Genomic DNA, 20,328 nt, shown 5'->3' on the forward strand with positions numbered 1-20,328 from the left:
TTTTTTACTAAATTTTTATCAACCTCCCCACTTTCAGCAGCCTACCGTCTCTGTCACTGACTTTATAGATATACACAGCTGCGCTTAAATCTGAAATATCGATTTGAGTAATATACGAGTTGATTCCTTTCATCAATTTCATTAACTTTCCATTCATATTATATAGATCTAGCGTCCATAATGAAGGCTGAATTTTTTCAGAGTTGAGAAATACAATATCTCTTCCCGGATTGGGACTCATATTTATATCAGTCAGCAATTCCTCCACCGGGGTTTGAGTGGCGAGTGCAAATGGCCATTCATAGGTTGGGTCACATTCTGACCCACCTTGCATAAAATTTGGTAAAACCTTACCAACTCTATAGGGCAGGTCTATGGCCATTGGTTGAAAACCACATGCTACGCCTTCTTCATCGGGATAATGGATGACATGCATCCAGTGTGATGTGCTTCCGGGTGATACATACAATCTGCAATCCGGTCCACGACTGATAGAACCTATGCCCACATCCCATCCTGTTTCATCCGATTGATAAAATGTAGCTAACTGCTCTACACTATTATCCCATAGATCGATTTGATATAAATAGTTTAAATAAGGGGGATCCTCATCCGAACCGCCAGTGCCCACATAGACAAATCTACTGTTCGGTGAATAACACATGCCAAATGACCAATATTTAAATGTATCAATTCTTACTTTGATCTCTCTTGCATTGGAAAACATTCCTGTGGCATCATCAAAGTCAAAAACCTGTAGACCAATGCCATTGATCAGCTGTATCATCGTTTTGTTATCAGGAGAAAAAATACTACCATTCACAGTGATAGACCTTTCGTTGATTTTCCGGCCTATTTTTTGTTTATGCATTGTATCCAACTTATTATCGTTTAGTAAATAAGCACTATACTCATTTGTATCTTCACCAAGATTAAATATCCACCAGGCATCTTTATTCTTATTTAGGGTTGGGTTTATTATTGCAATACTTTGATATCTTTTATCATCTATTGTATCATGACTTTGGATAGCAAGTTTATTTTGACTATTAAACCCGATTTTATTGAGCATGATGTTGGAACTGACCAGTTTCACATCCGTTGCATATACATCCTTGTAAAGTTGAAAATAATGATCCTTCTCTTTAATATATGGAAAAAAAATATTGGATTTACTTATTACATAAAAGTGGATATGATCTTTGCAATATTCATGAGAAAAATCATTATCATGCATTTTTTCTCCACCTTCTATAAAATGTAATTCCTTATCATATATTGAACAATTATCCGACAACAATGCGATTTTCCCTTCATTGTCGTTAATAAAAGCTGATGAAAAAGCCATGAAGATTACATCATCCTGGTAATCATAAGGATACACCTCGATCTTGTGATCATTGAAATCAATACAGTTCATTCCAACTTTGTAGTCAGGTTCATATTCATATCCAAATACCCATTGTTTATTGATGTACTGCGCTGAAACTGTTTTAACAACCAAAAAAAATATGCAGAAAATTTGAATTACTTTTTTCATCTAGTGAGCCTTAAACACTAATTTATTTTGATCAATTTTTTGTTTTGGTCCAAACCTTCAATTTTAATATAATACAAACCTGATGGCAGTTCAGCAATATTTAAAGTCTTTCGGCTCTCTTTTGCACCCAAAACATATGTTTTGACTATTTTCCCCATGTAATTTACAAGGTAAATTGTTCTTTCCTCGTCGATCGAAGTTATTTCTAGTGTTGTAGTTTCATTTGCAGGATTAGGGTTGATCCGCAATGAATAATCTTCCTCACCCTTTTTTCGCTGCGCTGGCAATTCATTGAATACCAGGCATTCATCATTGTATTCATAATATTTTGTATCAAATTCTGTTCTCATCGATCTTGCCTGGGCCACAGCTTCTCCTCCCATACCCATACATTGACTCGCTACCTGTACTATTTGCTCCTTTTCTTCATCCGTATAATTCAGCGTATCTGAATTTAACCTATTATACAGGATCCGATTGATTGCCTGCAGATTCTCAGATGAAGTCGTGCCATTTGGAGTAATTGCATTGTTAAGGTCTTTTAAGGCCGGTAAGATTTCCCTTAGCTGTGTTCGTGAATCTGCCAGGATCCGCCCCTTAGCGATCAAAACCTGTGACAGGTCTTCTTTTCTCTCTTCAAATTGGGCTTTCGCTTCTTCATCTATTTCAAATTCTTCGCTTTCTTCATTATAGTTGACCCATGTAATTTCACTCAGCAAGGTTGACTTTTCTTTTATCAGATCTTCCAAAGAATTTAATCCCGCCTGCTGATCCTCGGTAAATGAAGATGCTTGTAGATTAAGGTTTTCTATATTAATAAACTGCCCAAACAAAGTCCCGGAAAGCTCATCATACCATTGCTGTTGCTCGTCTGTCATCACTCCTATTTCATTCAATCTCCGCAAACTCCTCATCAACTTTAGTTTGGTATCAAATTCTACTTCAGCATTGTATACTAATCCTATGTTATTATTCAAAAGTCCAATGTTCTCATTCGCCATACGAAAATGCGTAGAATCTCCAGGCTCAATTAACTCCGGACCGCATTTAAAGTTTTTTCCATCTCTTTCTACAGAAAACCATCCAGAATTAAGAGGAAGGAAATTTGGGAAATAAGGACCATTTTGAATTACCGGAATGGATCCAACGTAGTCAGATTCTATGTATTTACTATTATTAATTTCTCCAATAGAACCAAAATGTCTAGCATTTGGAAATGACGAAGAACTCGCATCAAAAATATTATCTTTATACATTTGAATGCCTGATGTTCCTAAAGTATTCAATGCGGTTCCATATTTGAGGTTATATCCGTTACCGGTAAAAATATTTCCTGAAATATCCGACGCGTTATTATTATTTATTACTCTAAGCCCCTCAGAGGCAGAACTTTCATTACAGCTGATCATAGCACCCGGACTACCCATCAATTGTATTCCGGGAGCCCCGTTAATTAGATTGACTACAGTATTATAGTCTATAACATTATTTCCTCCACCGCTTACTGAAATACCAATAGTCCCATTGACGATAGCTGAAGGTCCGTTGCCGGTATCTGTATTGTGTCCTACACGTGCACTTTTGGTATTATTCAGTGCAACTATAGGAGTGGATGAGAATGTACTGGAACCGTTAGTTAAATCCCAGGCATAGTTATTGGTGAAACTCCAGATATGTGAATATGGAGCAATACCGCTTAGTGAGTAGGGTAAAGTCTTAGCTCTTATATCATTAAAGGAAATTTCAGCCCTTGAAGCATGTGACAAACCTAATATACCTTGGTCATCCTGAAAAAAAGTATTACTTTTCACTTTACTATGGTAACCATTAAATCCCAAAATATTTATTGCCAAGCCATTACTTCCAAAATGATTATCTTCTACATCTAATTCGGATGAGATGGAATAGAGTCCAATTTTATTATGGAAAAAATCTGAATTTTTAATTTCAATAAGGCTATTGGAATAGACCGATTCCACACCATAATCATTATCACTTAAACTTATGTTATCTCCTTTTAATGATGAATAACTCATACTAATACCAACAGAGTTATCAAACAAAAACGGATTGGCTATAATAATTGGAGAAGCATCATACAGTACAATACCAAATTTATTATTACTAAAAACCGTTCCCGAATTAGTTAAGGAAGCAGGGCTTGTAATAATGTTTGCAGTCATTGGAGTATGGTTAACATCTGAAGCCCTTAGTCCGCAAAAATTATCGAAAAAATCTGCACCATAAGTTAGAAGTGTAGAATTATGGTTTAACCACAGACCTGTATTTGCACCGCTTATGGTCGTTCGTTCACATTCAATTGAAGATCCTTCTAAGGCCAAAATGTGTTCCCAGTTATTGTATTCAGGGCATTTATAAAAATTAGCCCTGTATACATCCAGGTCTTGACCCTGGCTTATAATAACCTTTGATCCTGCAGTAAGCACAATATCATTGTAAAGTTTATATAACTGTGTACCAAAAAAGTAATCCATATCCACAATGAGGGTGCCATTAATTACAAGTTTTTGCGGTGTGTTAATACTGAAAGGACCCGGCCCTAATCCGTTAGGAGTCAATAAATCTCCTGTTCCTATTAAGGCAGATACAGTATTAATACCTGTAAGAATTTTATAATCATCCACTTTAAATGTGGTAGATGCATAGATATCAGTCGGATCAAATTGATTTACTAGTTTAAGTGTAAATACACAACCAGGGATCAACACTTTACCTTTCAAACATTTTCTTATCTCACTATCATGTATCGGAAATTCGGAAGCAGTCAATTTCGTTTTCAATGGATTCGATGAAGTCCCTAAAGTAAAGTCACCAATATCAGTTAAATTAAAGGAGGCCGTTAAATATTCAAGTTCATAAATATAATCATTACAATCATCACCTTTAGCTACAGTAACAATACAAATTGATCCTTCATCCTTACAATAAAAGCCTTTTGTTTCAATAAAATAAGCTTGTATACATTGTGCTTTAGAACTAATTACACCTAATGTAAGGCAAGAAAAGAGAATAATGGTTTTTATCACTGAACGTAATAAAAGTCTAGAAGGTAGTATAGTCATTTATGTGAGTTTTTAAATTGTGAACGATTTTCAAATATAAATCTAACTATTTGAAAAACAGGATCTTTTGAAATTTAATTTTAAAAATTAACATTTTAGAAAATAATCAAAACTATCTTTACTGTTGTAAATCTCACATTTATGCTTCAATCTATACTAAAATTTATTTTCCTCTTTGCCCTCTCGATGTTTTGCAACATAACTTCGGCGCAGAAAACAGCTAAACTTTTCGACGACAAGCAGATATCTGAAATTCATATATCCATTGATCCTGACACGCTAAAATACATCATCAATAATAAGGTCAACGATATTTATTCGAAATGTACTTTTGTCTATAATGATCTGAGTGCCCGGGATACTTTGGAACATGTAGGTTTCCGGCTCAAAGGCAATACAGCGCTCAACAATCAAAAAAAATCCTTTAAGCTTAGTTTCAATACTTACGAAAAAGGGCGCAAGTATCAAGGTGTAAAAAAGATAAATCTGCTCGCCAATGTCAATGACCCGACCATGATCCGCCAAATGCTGTACTATTACATCTATGAAAGATGTGGTCTCCTGCCGCGACGTGGAGCATTCGTAAAAGTATATATCAACAATGAATATAGGGGCCTTTACACCAATTTAGAAGAACCTGATGATGAATGGATAGAGGATCATTTTGAATCCGATAAAGGGAATTTATACAAATGTACTTATCCGGCAGACTTTACTTATCAGGGCCCTGAGCAGTCAGGTTACAAAAATATATTTAATGACCCTGTGACAAGAGCATATGATCTAAAAACGAATGAAGATGCTGATGACTATTCAGATCTTGTAGAGTTGATCAGTTTTGTAAATAAACCGAACGCTGTCGGCTTTTCCACGAATATTCACAATATCCTGAATATCAGAAGTGTGTTAAAAACTTATGCTGTGGATATAGCAACGGGTAACTGGGATGATTATTTTTACCTGAAGAACAATTTTTATCTTTACAAAGAGCCATTTACCGGGCAGTTTCACTATGCAGCTTACGATACAGACAATACCTTCGGCATCGATTGGTTGGGTATCGATTGGTTGGAACGAGATGCGCTGAAATGGTATCATCAGAATGAACCACGCCCGCTGATTAGTTCACTTTTAAACGTACCGGAATTCAAACAGATCTTCATCAATTATCTGGATTCTGTGACCAATAATGTGACTTTGCCGGATAGTGTTTTTCCAAAGATCGATGAATGGCATGTACTTATCACTCCGGCGGCGGAAGCTGATACTTATCGACCTAAAGACTATGGATACAACATTAATGACTTTCACAATGCCTACACCAAAAAGATAGACAATCACACACCTTATGGCCTCAAACCTTTTCTTGAACAAAGAAGACAGCGCACCAGGTATCAGTTGACGGGACTGGCGACAAAAACCATTAATGCAGACAATGCTGTTGCCATCTACCCCAATCCCGGTTATGACGAGGTCAACATCATTCCATTGAATGAAAAAGATAAACAATATGACGAGTTGATCCTTCGAGATATTAATGGTAAGGTCATGCTTCAAAAATCAAATGGCGATCTTCCTGCCTTGCTAAATATCAATGATTTGCTATCAGGGGTGTATTATTTGCAGATGAATGTGGGCAAGCGAGTTTTGGTGAAGAAATTAATCAGAGTGTAATAAATCACTTGATTCATAATGTTTAAGTAGAATTTATTTAATAAAATAGTTCAACCCACTCCGGGGTTGGTAGGATAACTTTTCTACCCCGGGTTGCACCCGGAGTTATTATTCTTCAACCCCATTCGGGGTATTATTACTTAAATTAGTAACTTCAATAATTATACTCACTCAAATCATTCAAACATCAAACATTCAACATCCAATATTTTCATGATAATCGATTGCATTCCTGAGCTAGAAGTTCCGCCCACTCTCATTCTTCATTTTTCATTCTTCATTCAATAAGCCACCCCGCCTTCGGCACCCCTCGAGAGGGGAAGTTACCACTTCTCCCAAAACTTCCAGTTCTTCTCCTTTTTCTTAGCAGGAATGATGATGTAGCGCAAAGAAATCGCCGTCTGGCTGTCAAATATCTGTTCGCCGCCAACGAAGTTGATGGCAGGTTTATAGTCGAATGAAGCACATAATTTCCCGAAACGCATTTCTATACCACCGATTGCTGTCAATCCATAACTGTTCTTGCGGCCATCCCGATCCTTACCATAGATGCCTGCGTGTGGACCTGCTCCAATATAAAAGTTTAATCCTTTGAAGATCATCTTCTGATGTTGTTCATATAAGACAGTGATAGAAGTCTGATCGTTGAAGAAACCTTTCTGGATGATACCTTCAATAGTCGTACTTTCGAGTATCAATTGTTGGACTGTTAGACCAAATTCTGTACCTATCCTGATACCCGCTGCAGTTCTGTATTTCTGGGCATGAACGCTGAATGACATGATAACTACCAGAAATAATATTGAAAGTATTCTCATTTTGTTTTTTGTTTCGCAAGATTAATAAGATATTTCGAATTCAAATGGCTTAATTTAATATTAAATCAAAAGACGAATGTACTTTTAATGCTAATAATATAGCCATTTCCTTTCTTAACGTTACATGTGTTAAATTTTAATATAAACTGATTGATCAACTCTATTAAAAATTTCCTAAAATTTTATTTCCGAGCCACGACGCTTTACAACGTCCACTCCCCTTTTGTGTACGAATTTGTCGATTTTATTTTTAGAAATAAATTAAATAAAGATTTTGAAAAGAAAATTAAAATAGAAAGAATTGCTTTAGAAAATACTGATCAGAAAATTGAAGTGCTTGATCTTGGTGCAGGAAGTAAAAGTTCTAAAACTTCGAAAACCGATAAGATATCAAGAATCGCTAAAACAGCTGTTTCAGGAAAATTGAAATCGCTTTGGTTGCATAATATTTGTGCTTATTTTAAACCAAAATATGTATTGGAAATGGGGACTTCCCTTGGTATCTCTGCCGCTCACCTGGCACAAAATGCTACCAAGGTCATCAGTCTTGAAGGCAATCCTGCAATAGCATCACAAGCTCGAAAGGTGTTTAAAAACCTTGGGCAGGAAAATATAGAAATTTTAACGGGCAACTTTGATGAAACCTTACTTGAATGCCTGAAAAAAAACGAACTTCCCGATATCGTATATCTGGATGGTAATCACACATATGAGGCCACTTTAAGATATTTTAACCAATTAATTTCCTCAAGAAATGAGCATGAAATGATCCTAATCTTCGATGATATATACTGGTCAAAAGGCATGATGCAAGCCTGGGAAGAAATCAAACAACATCCGGATGTCACCCTCAGCATCGATATCTACTATTTTGGCCTGATTTTTTTTAAAACAAATACAGTTGCTCCCAAGCAATATACCTTAGTTCCGGCGAATTGGAAGCTGTGGCATATTGGATTTAGGCCGGTGAAGCATGGGTGATGGGTATTTGTAATGGGTAATGGGTAATAAAAATAATGCTGAATGTTGGATTTTGGATGTTGAATGATAAAATTTAAAATAGTCCTCTGTAGGGACAGGTCGCGACCTGTCCCTACAGAGGACTATTTTAAATTTCGGAGATGGCCAAACTAATTATTCGCAAATTGGTTATATTTTATAACTTTGTCACTATTTTGGTTATATAATATTATTTGCCAGTGGCACACAATAAGGACAAAATCATTCCTGGACAAGGATCTCAACTCAATACGCACAATCGATTTGACAAATTGGATCGCTCAGGTGAAGCCATTTATAATGACGAACCGTACAATGAAGACGAAGGCGATAAAGAAAAGACTCAATACATCAAGATCTATCCAAAGACGCTAATCAACAAAGTCATAAGCCCGGACGTCCGGATGCCCTATTCAGCAAATCCTTACCAAGGCTGTGAACATGGTTGCATCTATTGTTATGCGCGGATCACACACAACTATTGGGGATATAGTGCCGGAGTGGATTTCGAAAGAAAGATCTTATATAAAGAAAATGCTCCGGAAATTCTGACTTCCGAATTTGAAAAGAAAAGTTGGCAAGGTGAACTCGTTGTTCTATCCGGAAATACTGATTGTTATCAACCGGCTGAAAAACATCTTAAAATCACCCGAAAAATGCTCCGAGTATTTGAACTCTATAATAATCCTGTAGGCATCATCACAAAAAATTCATTGGTAGAAAGGGATATTGACATCCTGGCGCCAATGGCTGAAAAGAATCTGGCACAGGTCATCATCACGATCAACAGCATGGATGAATCGTTGAGAAGAAAGATGGAACCCAGAACGGCAAGTGCTGCGAAGAAATTTCAAACCATTCGCAAACTTACTGATGCTGGCATTCCTGTGATGCTCATGATCTCTCCTATCATCCCTTCAATTAATGATAATCACTTATTAGAGATCATGAAAAAAGGAGCTGAAGCAGGAGCGATTGCCGTGACTTATGTGATGGTCAGGTTGAATGGTGATGTTGCAACTATATTTAAAGATTGGGTTCAAAAAGCATATCCCGACAAGGCGGAAAGAGTCATCCATCAAATAGAAAGCCTGCATGGTGGAAGTACAGAAGATCATCGTTTTTCCATCAGAATGCGGGGTGAAGGGAATTTTGCCGACATAATACGACAACAATTCATGCTCGGAAAAAAGAAGTATTTCAACGACGGAAGCCTGCCGGAAGTAGATTCCAGTTTGTTTAAGAGATTTGGTAATGGGCAGTTGAGTCTCTTTGAATGAAAAGTGCCCCAGTTAACAAGTAGATAGTTAGGAAGTGTGTAGGTTATCGGAGCTTAAAAACAACTTTGTGAAACTTTGAGAATTCTTTGAGGAACTCTTTGATACCAGTGGCCGCTGCGCGGAAGCAAGGGTAACACAGAATCTCTGTGATACTTATTCCTACAGCTTTGTGAAACTTTGAGCTTCTTTGTGCAACTTTGTGATATAGCTTTTTAACAGAATTCATAGCGAATCTTAGCACAAATTGAGTATCATCTAAAAAACTAAAGAAAAGCGACCTAAATATAGGCGACCTAAAGCAAAGCGACCCAGCCTAGCAAACTGTCAGATAGACGATGGAATAACTAAATCTCGCACTTTCAGGCACGAATAGCATTACTTTCTGGCCTTTTTCAAGAGCAACATTTTTAGAAAGACCATCCAACATAGCATAAGCTGAAGCAGCACCTACATTTCCTACTTCCGGCAGATTCACGAACCATTTAGATTCAGGGATGACCATATCATGTACGTGCATTTCATCGAAAATTTTCTTCCAGAAAAACATAGAGGAAAGATGCGGTAGAAAATGATCCACATCGTCAGCAGAAACGTTCCTTTTATCAAGAACACCTCTCATCCATTTAGCTCCTACTGGTACGATATTTTCACCAAGAAGTCGAACATCTTGTTTATATGCAAATACGCTCTTTTTTGCCCAGTCACTCGTGGTCATTTCACCGAAGGAATGCAGCACTTCTGAACCATTCTTGTCCGCCCCTAAATACATGCAGGTTTCTAATTGATCAGCAAAACTTGCGATTTCGATCCATTCTATTTTAAAGTTAAGATGACCTGCCTCAGGCTTATTTTGGAGCAAAAATGCTCCTGCACCATCAGAAAGCATCCATCTAAGAAAATCTTTTTCAAAAGCAAGTATCGGATTTTCTTCCAACACTTTCAAATCCTCCATCTCAGCATCAAATTTACTCCCCTGAAGGTATTGTGAGACACGTTCGCTACCTGTGGCAACTGCCATTTCTGTTTCACCACACAGGATAGAATAATAAGCATATTTCAAAGCCTGCATACCGGAGCAACAAGCTCCTGCAGCACTTATCAGTTCTACTCCTGTAGTATTTAATTCGCCATGAACCATAGATGCAAGGCTAGGCAGGATCATATCAGGACTTGAAGTGCCACATGCAATTAATTGGATCTCATCTTGGGTAATTTTTCCATCAAACAAACCTTCAACGGCCTTAGCTACGAGCTGTGCGTTGGTGTAATTAAACTTCCCGGATTTATCTATAGCGTAAAACCTATTCTTTATACCATTGCTCCTCAACACAATCGCTCTGGACCTCGATGGTTTGCCACCAGCAAAGCCAAGTACTCCTTCCATCTCATTGTTGGAAATGGGCTCATTTGGAAAAAAAGTATTAATTCTTGTGATATAAACTTCGTTGAGTTTATCCATTTGACTCAAAATTATTTAAATATTTATGGTGCAAACATACCATTCAATTAGGATATAATAAATATTTCTTTCTCGTTATCTTAAATTTATCAATGCCCTCTTTCCATGAAGCCCTTATCTCTGCTTCACTCATTCCACTTTTGACCTGCTGTTGAAATTTTTTAGTACCCATCAAAAGATCTATGAAATTATTCTTGAGAAAGAAGTTTGCCTTATCAGGATAGTCCTTATAAGCTTGCAGGAAATAAGTGAGATTGATCTTTCCTTCGGTTCTTATTTTTTCAATGGATAAATTGCTCAAATCATATCCACGACATTTTTTTCCTTGTAGAAAAGGTGTCATCGCACCAGGTTTTGGTTGAGGTGTAAAATAAAAATCGCCTTTTTTGGCAATTGGACTGCCATACACCTGAAACTGTTTATCCGTGCCTCGTCCCACGCTAAAGTTTGTTCCTTCGAATAAACAAAGTGATGGATATAACATGATCGAAACCTGGTTAGGTAAATTGGGCGATGGCTTGACAGGTAATATATAAGGCTTGAAATGATCATAGTTGCCGCATTGAATCACTTTCAATTCGCATTTTATCTTATCCTTGAGCATCCCTTCAGCATTCATCATCCAGCCCAGTTCGCCGAGTGTCATCCCATGCACTATTGGAATAGGAATAATTCCAACAAATGAGGTGTTCTCCATTTCAAGGACAGGGCCATCAATGTAATGTGCATTCGGATTCGGTCTATCCAAGATCATTAGCGGTTTTTTGAACTCTGCACATGCCTCCATCAAATATTTCAAAGTAGATAAATAGGTGTAAAACCTTGTGCCAACATCCTGCACATCAAATACGACAACATCCACATTTGCCAAGTCTGCCTGATCCGGACCTTTCTTCTTTCCATATATCGAGATCACCGGAATACCAGTTTCTTTGTCCACCGAGTTGGTAAGTTCCTGGCCCGCATCAGCGTCTCCCCTGAATCCATGCTCAGGTGCGAATATAGCGGTCACATTTACTCCCTTTTCCTTCAGAACATCCACCAGATGCTGGGAGCCAACCATTGATGTTTGATTTACCAATAGACCGACACGCAATCCTTTTAAAAATGGTAGATATTTGTCAGTTTGGTCAGCTCCGGTAAGAATCGGAGTAGCCTCAAATACTTTTATTATTTCTCTATTGAATGGTTGCACTTCGGGTTTCGGCGCATTGCAAAACAAATTGGAAAAAATAAAGAACAATAGATAAAAGTTATTGGCAAATATCATATCAATAAAATGTATTATATGAGGTAATTATTTGTAAAAGCGAATTAGTAAGATCTCTAATAATAAAAACAATAATGCTGTCAAAAGAAAATACTTCCATAAGGAAAGACCTGTATCACCTTCCTGAACTACTGAAGCGAGATTAGCCTGTGCAGACGGCGTAATAACTTTAAGATTATCATTTTCGTAGGATTTTATCTTTTCTAAAGACATGAATTCCATCTGGCTTTCTTTGCGATCATAATTGAATGCAAACTTACCACTCTTTTCTAGCTGATATATGCCCGGTAAAATTGTTTCTCGTCCTGTATTGATAATAGTTTTTTTGCCCTTTTTGATTTGCTCGGGAATAAATGTTTGTGTGCCGTTGAATTTTAAAACTCCATCCGAACTTGCTGCTTCAACATTGATCTCAAAACTTTCGTTTTTACCAATGGTGAATGAAAGCTTCTGCTGACTAGAGTTATTAAAAGCCGCTTTAAATAGGAAAGGAACAATAACCTCACCATTCTTTACAAAATCGCTATAATCGACATCCAGAGGCGAAGCACAAAGAAAAACTTGTCCTGAAAATCTTGGATATCTAACCAAAAAAGCACTTCCATCTCTATAAGTAAGTAAAGAAATAGCGCCTTTTGTTGCCTTGGTCTGAATATTAAACCCTGCCTTTGTTACTGGCAGCTTCAACTGCTGAGTTTTACCTTCAAATACATTTTGAAAAATATAATCCTTCGAGTTGATGGTAAACACTTGCTTATTTGAACTTACTACTGTACCTGACGCACCTAAATTAAATGCTGAAGAGAGTTGGGCGATAACCTGCCCATTTCTAATACTTGGAAATATAGCGACATTGGTTCCAGCATCCATCGCCTTCGTTAACTCACCTGTCAAACCTGAAGTCGTGGAATTTATTTCATTAAGTATGATTAATTGATAGTCGTTGAATCTGCCAAAATTTACTCTAGACAACTCTTCATTGGTAACATTAAATAACTTGGATGTTTCGAGTGCCGTATTCAAATATTTGTTTGAAACACCATCATTAATAATAAGGACATTCACTTTAGAAATTTCATTCCATGCGATGAAATAATTATCGTCAAATGTTATTGGAGCATCATTAATGAGCAATTCTGCTGTCTGATATCCAGATTGAGTCGTTAGCACAGGTACCGTATCTGTGATAGAAGACCTAGCAGCTAATTTGTGGATGGCAAGCGGCCTGTTATTTCCGTTGAATTTCAGGACTGGTTTGATTGTAGTTACCTTATCTCCATCATTCTTTATCTTGTAAATCAGTTGGTTTGCAATGCCGGGAGAAGATACCTGATCTTTAAAATAAGCAGAGTCGATATAGCTGTTAGATATATTTGATGTGGTCAGTGGCACTAAACTGCACTGTATTGAGGTGTCTTTTAATTTAGCAAGATCGGCGGCATTAACTTGAAAATCGCTTAGAAAAAAAGCATTATACTTCCCTTGTCCACTAATTTTAAAATTCTGCTGTATAGTTTTGAATATCTGAGAAAATGTCTTAAACTGAGGGCTGATGACCTTTTCGTCTATTACCGCATTTGCCTCTTCCTTATTCAACCATTGTTGTTGACCACCTTCAAGATTGTTCGTAATGATCTGAAACTTATCGTCAGCACCAAAACCACTCACTATTTGATGTGCTGTTTCTTTTGCTTTTTCAAGTAAATTATCTTCAGAGGTACTGGCACCCATGCTGAAGGAATTGTCCAGATAGATAAAAGAGTAATTAGTTCCCTGTTTGACTTTGCCCTTAGTCTCAAAAAAAGGTTGCGCGAAAGCCATAACAAGTGCAATTAATGCAAGGCATCTGCATGCAAGCACCAACCATTGCTGAACTTTCTTCCTTGAGTTGGAAGTTTGCTGAATAGATCTCAAGAAGGCGACGTTCGTAAAGAATACCTTTTTATACCTTCTGAAATTAAAAAGGTGAATAATGATCGGTATAGCTATAACAAAAGCTGCTGTAAGAAAAGCTGGAAATAAAAATTGCATGGAACAAAATTACAATAATGAATAATATATACTCCTTATTTGGATTAAATATTGTGCAAAACTATACTAGAGTAGCATAGCAGTCCATTAAATACAATTCCTACTATCTTTGTTTATAAAAATATAAAAACATGGCAAATTGGTTAAATTATATTGGCGTCGCTATGATCCTGATAGCATTCATTCTACTATCTATCAAAACAATATCTTCAGAGCATCCCGCTTATAAATGGTTAAATTTTGTAGGTGCCGGTTTTACTTGCGTGGGAGCATATATGTCAGATGTGATACCTTTTGTAATTATGGAAGCAGTGTGGGGTATTGTAGCATTCTACTCTATCATCCGAAAATAGCCAAATATTAAACTTTATTACATTTTAATTTTATAAGCTAAAAACAGTTTAAATTTTATTTTTTCTAAAAAAAGCTAATCACAAATTTTAAAAAATTACCTGATTTCACATGTAACAATTTTATAATATAAATATTTTATTTTGATAATGTCATATATTGCATTTAATTCAGAATAATATTCTTCATATTTTTTATAAATTAATTTTTAGGGCTATTTTCTACCTTAATTGATACCTCAATACTATTTTTGTAATTAAAGTAAAAGATACATCAAATGGATACTATTGTTGAAAAATTTAAAGGCGGGGCTTTCCTAATAAAAGACTATTATTTCGGAGATGATTACATCCCTGAAAAAATGAACGAGGATCAAAAAATGATCCGTGACATGGTACGAGAATTTGTGGAAAAGGAAGTTTGGACAAGAGGTCACATCCTTGATCAACAACCAAGTCTAATGGATGAAGCAGGCGAATTAGGTCTTGTAGGAGCACATATTCCAACACAATATGGCGGACAAGAACTTGACACTATATTAAACACAATAATAGGTGAAGAAATAGGTCGTGGTGATGCATCTTTCTGTACCACTTTTGCAGCGAATACAGGAATAGGCATGTTGCCAATCCTATATTACGGAACTGAAGAACAAAAACAAAAATATCTACCTGATCTTTCTTCAGGAAAATTAAAAGCCTCTTACTGTTTAACTGAGCCAAGTTCAGGGAGTGATGCCCTTGGAGCAAAGACAAAGGCTATTCTTAATGCTGAGGGAACACACTATATTCTGAATGGTCAGAAAATGTGGATCTCCAATGCCGGATTTGCTGATGTATTTATAGTTTTCGCACAAGTGGATGGAGATAAATTCACAGGTTTTATTGTGGATAAAGGCACTCAGGGTATGGTCCTTGGAGAAGAAGAGCACAAACTCGGAATTAAAGGATCCTCTACAAGACAGATCTTTTTCGAGAATGCACCAGTCCCTGTTGAAAACGTCCTTGGAGAAATAGGAAAAGGTCATTTGATTGCCTTCAACGTGTTGAATATGGGTCGTTTCAAATTAGGCGTACTTGTAGGTGGAGGTTGTAAAATCATTACTACCAGAGCTGTCAAATATGCACTGGAAAGAGAGCAGTTCAAAACTCCAATTGCGAACTTTGGTGCCATTCAACATAAAATAGCTGAAATGGCCATTAAAGCTTATGTCTTGGAATCCACTAACTACAGGATTGCTGATCTAATAGAAGATTGGAAATCATCAGCTATTGAAGAAGGTTTACCATACCAACAAGCACTTTTAGATGCAGCGGAAGAATACGCTATAGAATGTGCGATCTCTAAAATATACGGAAGCGAATGTATTGATTACGCAGTGGATGAACTCGTTCAAATTCATGGTGGATTTGGATTTTCTGAGGAATATATTCCTGCACGTTTATTTAGAGACAATAGGATTAATAGAATATACGAAGGTACGAATGAGATCAACAGACTTCTTTTGGTCAACATGTTGCTAAGAAGAGTCATGAAAGGTGAATTGGATATGGTAGGACCTGCCTGGGCTGTTCAAAAGGAACTAGCCGGTATGCCTAAAATGGAAACATTTGAAGGACCCTATCCTACCGAATCTAAGGCTTTAAGCCATTTCAAAAAAATATTATTGATCGTAGCTGGTGCCGGAGCTAAATATCAAATGGATGGCAAGGTAGATCTGAAAAATGAGCAAGAGATCTTGATGAACATCGCTGACATCATGGTCGATGTTTTCAATGCAGAATCTGTTTTAGCCAGATTAATTGAGGTTAATAAAATGAATGACCCTAAACTTTCAGAAAAAGAAGCCATCTTAAAGGTATTCTTCCATGATGCACAAGATAGAATCGCCAAAAATTCAGTTGACGCATTAGCGTCTTTCGCCTCTGGGGATGAACTAAAGGTGATGCTGATGGGGATCAAGCGCTTTACGAAACTAGAACCAATCAACGTTAAAGAATACAGAAAAAAGATCGCAGCTAAGATTATAGCTGAAGAGCAGTATGCGTTTTAAAGTATAAGAGTATAACAGTATTAGTGTGGATAGTATTAGAGTATAATAGTATTAGGATCACTAACCAATTAGTTAATTTTAGATACCTGGTCAACACTGGTCGACTGGTTAACTCTAATACTGATTTACTGGTTAACTATTATACTGGTTAACTCAAATACTCGTCTTTTTCTATTTTACTTTTTCTTTAACATTATCAGCTCATTTCAATTAAGCCAAACGTTGTATATTTGAGGAAACAAGCTCGTTGAATTGAATAGAAACCTGATATACTTATTTTTGCTCCTTTGCCTACCTATGTTCTCATGGGCTACACACAACAGGGCTGGAGAAATCATATATGAACAAATAGGCGATTTACGTATTCGTGCTTCTATCATCACATATACCAAAGCTTCCAGTGTGGATGCTGACAGAGATTCCCTAATACTGATTTGGGGTGATGGGACATTCAGCAAAGTAGCAAGAAACAATGGCGGGGGTAATGGTGTGATAATAGGTCCTGACATCAAATACAATATATATACTTTTGAGCATACCTATCCTAGTCGGGCTACATATACTATGAGTATGACCGACCCTAATAGAAATTCAGGTATCTTGAATGTAAATCCACCAAATTCTGAGATCATACCCTTTTATATTGAGACGACTTTTTCCTTTTTAAATGCGACATTTCAAGGGTTTAACAATGCACCAAAACTGCTCCAACCGCCCATAGATGTTGGTTGCGTTGGTCAAAGATTTACCCACAATCCCAATGCATTTGACATAGATGGCGATAGTTTAGTTTATGAATTGGTTATTCCCCAGCAAGGTGTCGGGTCTGTGGTACCCAACTATATATTTCCTGAACAAATTCTTCCTGGAGCAAATAACTTACTAACTTTAGATTCCAAAACTGGCGATCTGGTATGGGATGCACCTAGAAAAGCAGGAGAATACAACATTGCCTTGCGAATCAGTGAATATAGGAGCGGTGTCTTGATTTCCTCACTTGTCAGGGATATGCAGATATTGATTCAGGTATGCGATAATAGACCTCCAAAGGTCCAAACAATTGAGGAAGTCTGCATTGTGGCAGGTCAAACACTGACTTTTGGAGTGGCGGCTACTGATCCTGACGGTTCTTCACAAAAAGTTAAACTCACAGCCTTAGGAGGCCCATTTGTAGTTGAAACAGGTAAAGCTACGTTTAATGTTTCACCAAATTTCGAAACTCCTCCCGTCAACGGTACTTTTAGCTGGACGCCAGATTGTAATGCCATCAACAAAGAATATTATTCTGTAATTTTTAAAGCAGTTGATAATTATTCTGACACCACAGGCTTGGCAGATCTAAAAACGGTAAGAATCAAAGTAGTCGGACCAGGGCCGGAAAATTTGACTGGGGAATCAAGTTTGAACCAAATAATACTTAAATGGGATGACCCTTATCTTTGTCAGATAACGAATAAGAACTATTTCAAAGGTTTCAATGTATGGCGCAGAGTGAGTAGTAATAGTTTTCAGCCTGATACATGTAATCCTACTATGGAAGGGAAAGGATATACCAAAATTGCATTTGCTCAAAAAACGACAGATGGCTCAAATTATACATATGTGGATGCAACTGTCGAAAAAGGAAAGGCATATTGCTACAGAGTTGAGGCAGAATTTGCAAAAACTTCGTCAGGTGGATTTCCTTTCAATCCTGTTCAAAGCCTTCCATCTAATGAAGTATGTCTCCAACTAAACTTAGATATTCCATTGATAACCAATGTGACAATAGAAGAAACTTCAGCTAATGGTAGAATTCTGATAAAATGGGTTAAACCACGAACCATGGATTTTGATACTATCCAAAATCCAGGGCCATATACCTACACATTGAAAAGAGGAATTGGATTTAATCCTGCCGCTTATACTAATATCCCGAACGCAAATTTCACTTCATTGAACTTTTTAGATCCTGTAGACACCTCTTTTACAGATATTGAAATCAATACGATTATTAGCCCTTACACCTATATTGTTGACTTCTTTGCAGGACAGGGAGGTTCATTATATGGGAGTTCCACCTCTGCATCCAGTGTATTTCTGAATGTGGATGGTTCTGATAAAAAAACCATACTTACCTGGAATGAGTTGGTTCCATGGTCTAATAACAGTTTTACTATTTACAGATTGAATTCTATAGGGATATTTGATTCTATTGGTACGACACAAGCCAGAGTATATGAGGACAAGAACCTTGAAAATGGGGAAGAATATTGTTACAAGGTAAGAACAAGTGGCACTTATGGTATAGCTGGTTTGCCGACGCCATTAATCAACTTCTCTCAGGAGAGATGCGCCATTCCTATTGACACAGTCCCTCCATGTGCTCCAGCCTTAGTAATTACAAATGACTGTCTTAATGCCAATTCAAATGAAGTGATCCTGAATAATTTGAGCTGGAATAATCCGGACTTGCTTTGTGATACACCAGGGGATACTAAAGGCTATAGGGTATATGTACTCCATGAAGGCAATACAGAAGCCGAACTCATTTTTGAAACTAGTGACGAAAATCAAACTTCATTTACTTATGCCAGTGATATATACGGTTTAGCAGGTTGTTATTATGTGGTGGCATTTGACTCTGTTTTCAATGAAAGTTTACTAAGCAATATAATATGTATTGAAAACTGCCCGGATTATAGATTACCCAATGCTTTTTCCCCTAATGGAGATGGCCATAATGACATATTCAAACCATATCCTTTCAAGTTTGTAAATAAAGTGGAATTTAAAGTATTTAATCGCTGGGGAAATTTGATATTTGAAACTTCAGATGCCAATCTAAATTGGGAAGGAAAAACAAAATCCGGCAACGATGTTCCTGATGGTGTATATTATTATACCTGCAGAGTATTTGAACAAGTAGATGCCAATGGTGTTGAAAGTAGTCCGATCGCTTTGACCGGATATATAGAATTAATTAGATAGCATGTTTACCGGAATTATTGAATCGACCGGAAAGGTCATCGAAGTTCAGAAAGAAGGAGATAAGAATCATTATACGCTCGAATGTTCTTTCACCAATGAATTGAAAATTGGAGAGAGTGTTAGCCATGATGGCGTATGTCTTACTATTACATCACTTAATGATGAGAAATATACTGTTACCGCCATTGATACTACACTGGAAACAACCAATATAAACTGGCAGGCAGAGAAAGTGGTCAATCTTGAACGAGCAATGATGATGAATGGAAGGTTAGATGGTCATATTGTTCAAGGTCATGTAGACGATACCGGAATTGTTGAATCAATAGAACACAATGATGGTTCAATACTGATTTCTGTTAAAATCAAAGATCAGTTTAATAAAAATATTGTCGATAAAGGCAGCATCTGCATGAATGGTATAAGTCTGACCATTGTCAATGCTTTTCCATCATTGTTTTCTGTAGCAATTATCCCACATACCTGGACACATACCAATCTGCATCAACTATCTATTGGCGACAAAGTAAATCTTGAATTTGACATCATCGGGAAATATGTAGAAAGGATGATGGCGAGCCGCAGATGAGGAATGGGTAATGGGTAATGGGTAATGGGTAAGTCCAGAATTACAATTAGAGTTCCATCAGTGCAGAACTTTTGACTTTTCAAATTCCCTATGAATAATTACTTTTTCGATTCCACATCAAAGCAATCAGCTATTTGCCAATAGCCATCAGCCATTAATCAGCCTCAAACTCCATCGCGGAAACCTGACTTCATACAATACCTTGCCTTCT

Annotated in this window: 13 protein-coding genes; 7 read left to right on the forward strand and 6 right to left on the reverse strand. The window is 37.0% G+C overall.

What is annotated here, in order from left to right; all coding sequences use genetic code 11:
• Positions 1-7 precede the first annotated feature (7 nt).
• Positions 8-1,540, reverse strand: coding sequence for a T9SS type A sorting domain-containing protein (locus tag IPI15_RS10450; protein ID WP_287401536.1), 1,533 nt, complete (start codon positions 1,538-1,540; stop codon positions 8-10).
• A gap of 17 nt (positions 1,541-1,557) precedes the next feature.
• Entirely contained in the window at positions 1,558-4,623 is a 3,066-nt protein-coding gene (locus IPI15_RS10455; protein WP_287401537.1) for a T9SS type A sorting domain-containing protein, read from the reverse strand.
• A 141-nt stretch (positions 4,624-4,764) separates the two neighbouring features.
• On the opposite strand from IPI15_RS10455, the gene IPI15_RS10460 reads away from it, so the two are divergent.
• The gene (locus IPI15_RS10460) at positions 4,765-6,297 is read left to right on the forward strand and encodes a CotH kinase family protein (protein WP_287420177.1); all 1,533 of its coding nucleotides are present in this window, start codon (positions 4,765-4,767) and stop codon (positions 6,295-6,297) included.
• A gap of 323 nt (positions 6,298-6,620) precedes the next feature.
• Here the strand turns inward: IPI15_RS10460 and IPI15_RS10465 are convergent, their stop codons facing one another.
• The gene (locus IPI15_RS10465; protein ID WP_287401539.1) at positions 6,621-7,115 is read right to left on the reverse strand and encodes a hypothetical protein; all 495 of its coding nucleotides are present in this window, start codon (positions 7,113-7,115) and stop codon (positions 6,621-6,623) included.
• A 150-nt stretch (positions 7,116-7,265) separates the two neighbouring features.
• Here IPI15_RS10465 and IPI15_RS10470 point away from each other — a divergent pair, with 150 nt between their 5' ends.
• Both IPI15_RS10470 and IPI15_RS10475 read left to right on the forward strand, forming a co-directional pair.
• Positions 7,266-8,096: an O-methyltransferase gene (locus tag IPI15_RS10470; protein ID WP_287420180.1), complete on the forward strand. Its 831-nt coding sequence runs from the start codon at positions 7,266-7,268 to the stop codon at positions 8,094-8,096.
• Between the two features lie 218 nt (positions 8,097-8,314).
• Positions 8,315-9,394, forward strand: coding sequence for a PA0069 family radical SAM protein (locus IPI15_RS10475; protein WP_287420182.1), 1,080 nt, complete (start codon positions 8,315-8,317; stop codon positions 9,392-9,394).
• 313 nt (positions 9,395-9,707) lie between these two features.
• On the opposite strand, the gene IPI15_RS10480 is transcribed toward IPI15_RS10475, so the two are convergent.
• From IPI15_RS10480 to IPI15_RS10490, 3 genes are read right to left on the reverse strand one after another with little or no spacing between them, the layout of a single operon-like run.
• Entirely contained in the window at positions 9,708-10,853 is a 1,146-nt protein-coding gene (locus IPI15_RS10480) for a beta-ketoacyl-ACP synthase III (RefSeq protein WP_287401542.1), read from the reverse strand.
• A 43-nt stretch (positions 10,854-10,896) separates the two neighbouring features.
• Positions 10,897-12,123 carry an exo-beta-N-acetylmuramidase NamZ family protein gene (locus IPI15_RS10485; protein ID WP_287420184.1) on the reverse strand — a complete coding sequence of 409 codons (1,227 nt, stop codon included), beginning with the start codon at positions 12,121-12,123 and terminating at the stop codon, positions 10,897-10,899.
• A gap of 27 nt (positions 12,124-12,150) precedes the next feature.
• The gene (locus IPI15_RS10490) at positions 12,151-14,154 is read right to left on the reverse strand and encodes a BatA domain-containing protein (protein WP_287401544.1); all 2,004 of its coding nucleotides are present in this window, start codon (positions 14,152-14,154) and stop codon (positions 12,151-12,153) included.
• 131 nt (positions 14,155-14,285) lie between these two features.
• On the opposite strand from IPI15_RS10490, the gene IPI15_RS10495 reads away from it, so the two are divergent.
• The 4 genes from IPI15_RS10495 (at position 14,286) to IPI15_RS10510 (ending at position 20,117) form a co-directional block, all read left to right on the forward strand.
• On the forward strand, positions 14,286-14,507 hold the full coding sequence (locus IPI15_RS10495) for a CBU_0592 family membrane protein (RefSeq protein WP_287401545.1): 222 nt from the start codon (positions 14,286-14,288) through the stop codon (positions 14,505-14,507).
• A gap of 275 nt (positions 14,508-14,782) precedes the next feature.
• Positions 14,783-16,558, forward strand: a complete 1,776-nt coding sequence (locus IPI15_RS10500; RefSeq protein ID WP_287401546.1) for an acyl-CoA dehydrogenase FadE — start codon at positions 14,783-14,785, stop codon at positions 16,556-16,558.
• A gap of 297 nt (positions 16,559-16,855) precedes the next feature.
• Positions 16,856-19,528 carry a T9SS type B sorting domain-containing protein gene (locus IPI15_RS10505; RefSeq protein ID WP_287420186.1) on the forward strand — a complete coding sequence of 891 codons (2,673 nt, stop codon included), beginning with the start codon at positions 16,856-16,858 and terminating at the stop codon, positions 19,526-19,528.
• A gap of 1 nt (position 19,529) precedes the next feature.
• Complete coding sequence (locus IPI15_RS10510) at positions 19,530-20,117, forward strand: riboflavin synthase (RefSeq protein WP_287420188.1); 588 nt, start codon at positions 19,530-19,532, stop codon at positions 20,115-20,117.
• Positions 20,118-20,328: the final 211 nt, after the last annotated feature.

The sequence above is a fragment of the Candidatus Brachybacter algidus genome (assembly GCF_016707225.1).
Classification (GTDB): domain Bacteria; phylum Bacteroidota; class Bacteroidia; order Chitinophagales; family Saprospiraceae; genus Parvibacillus; species Parvibacillus algidus.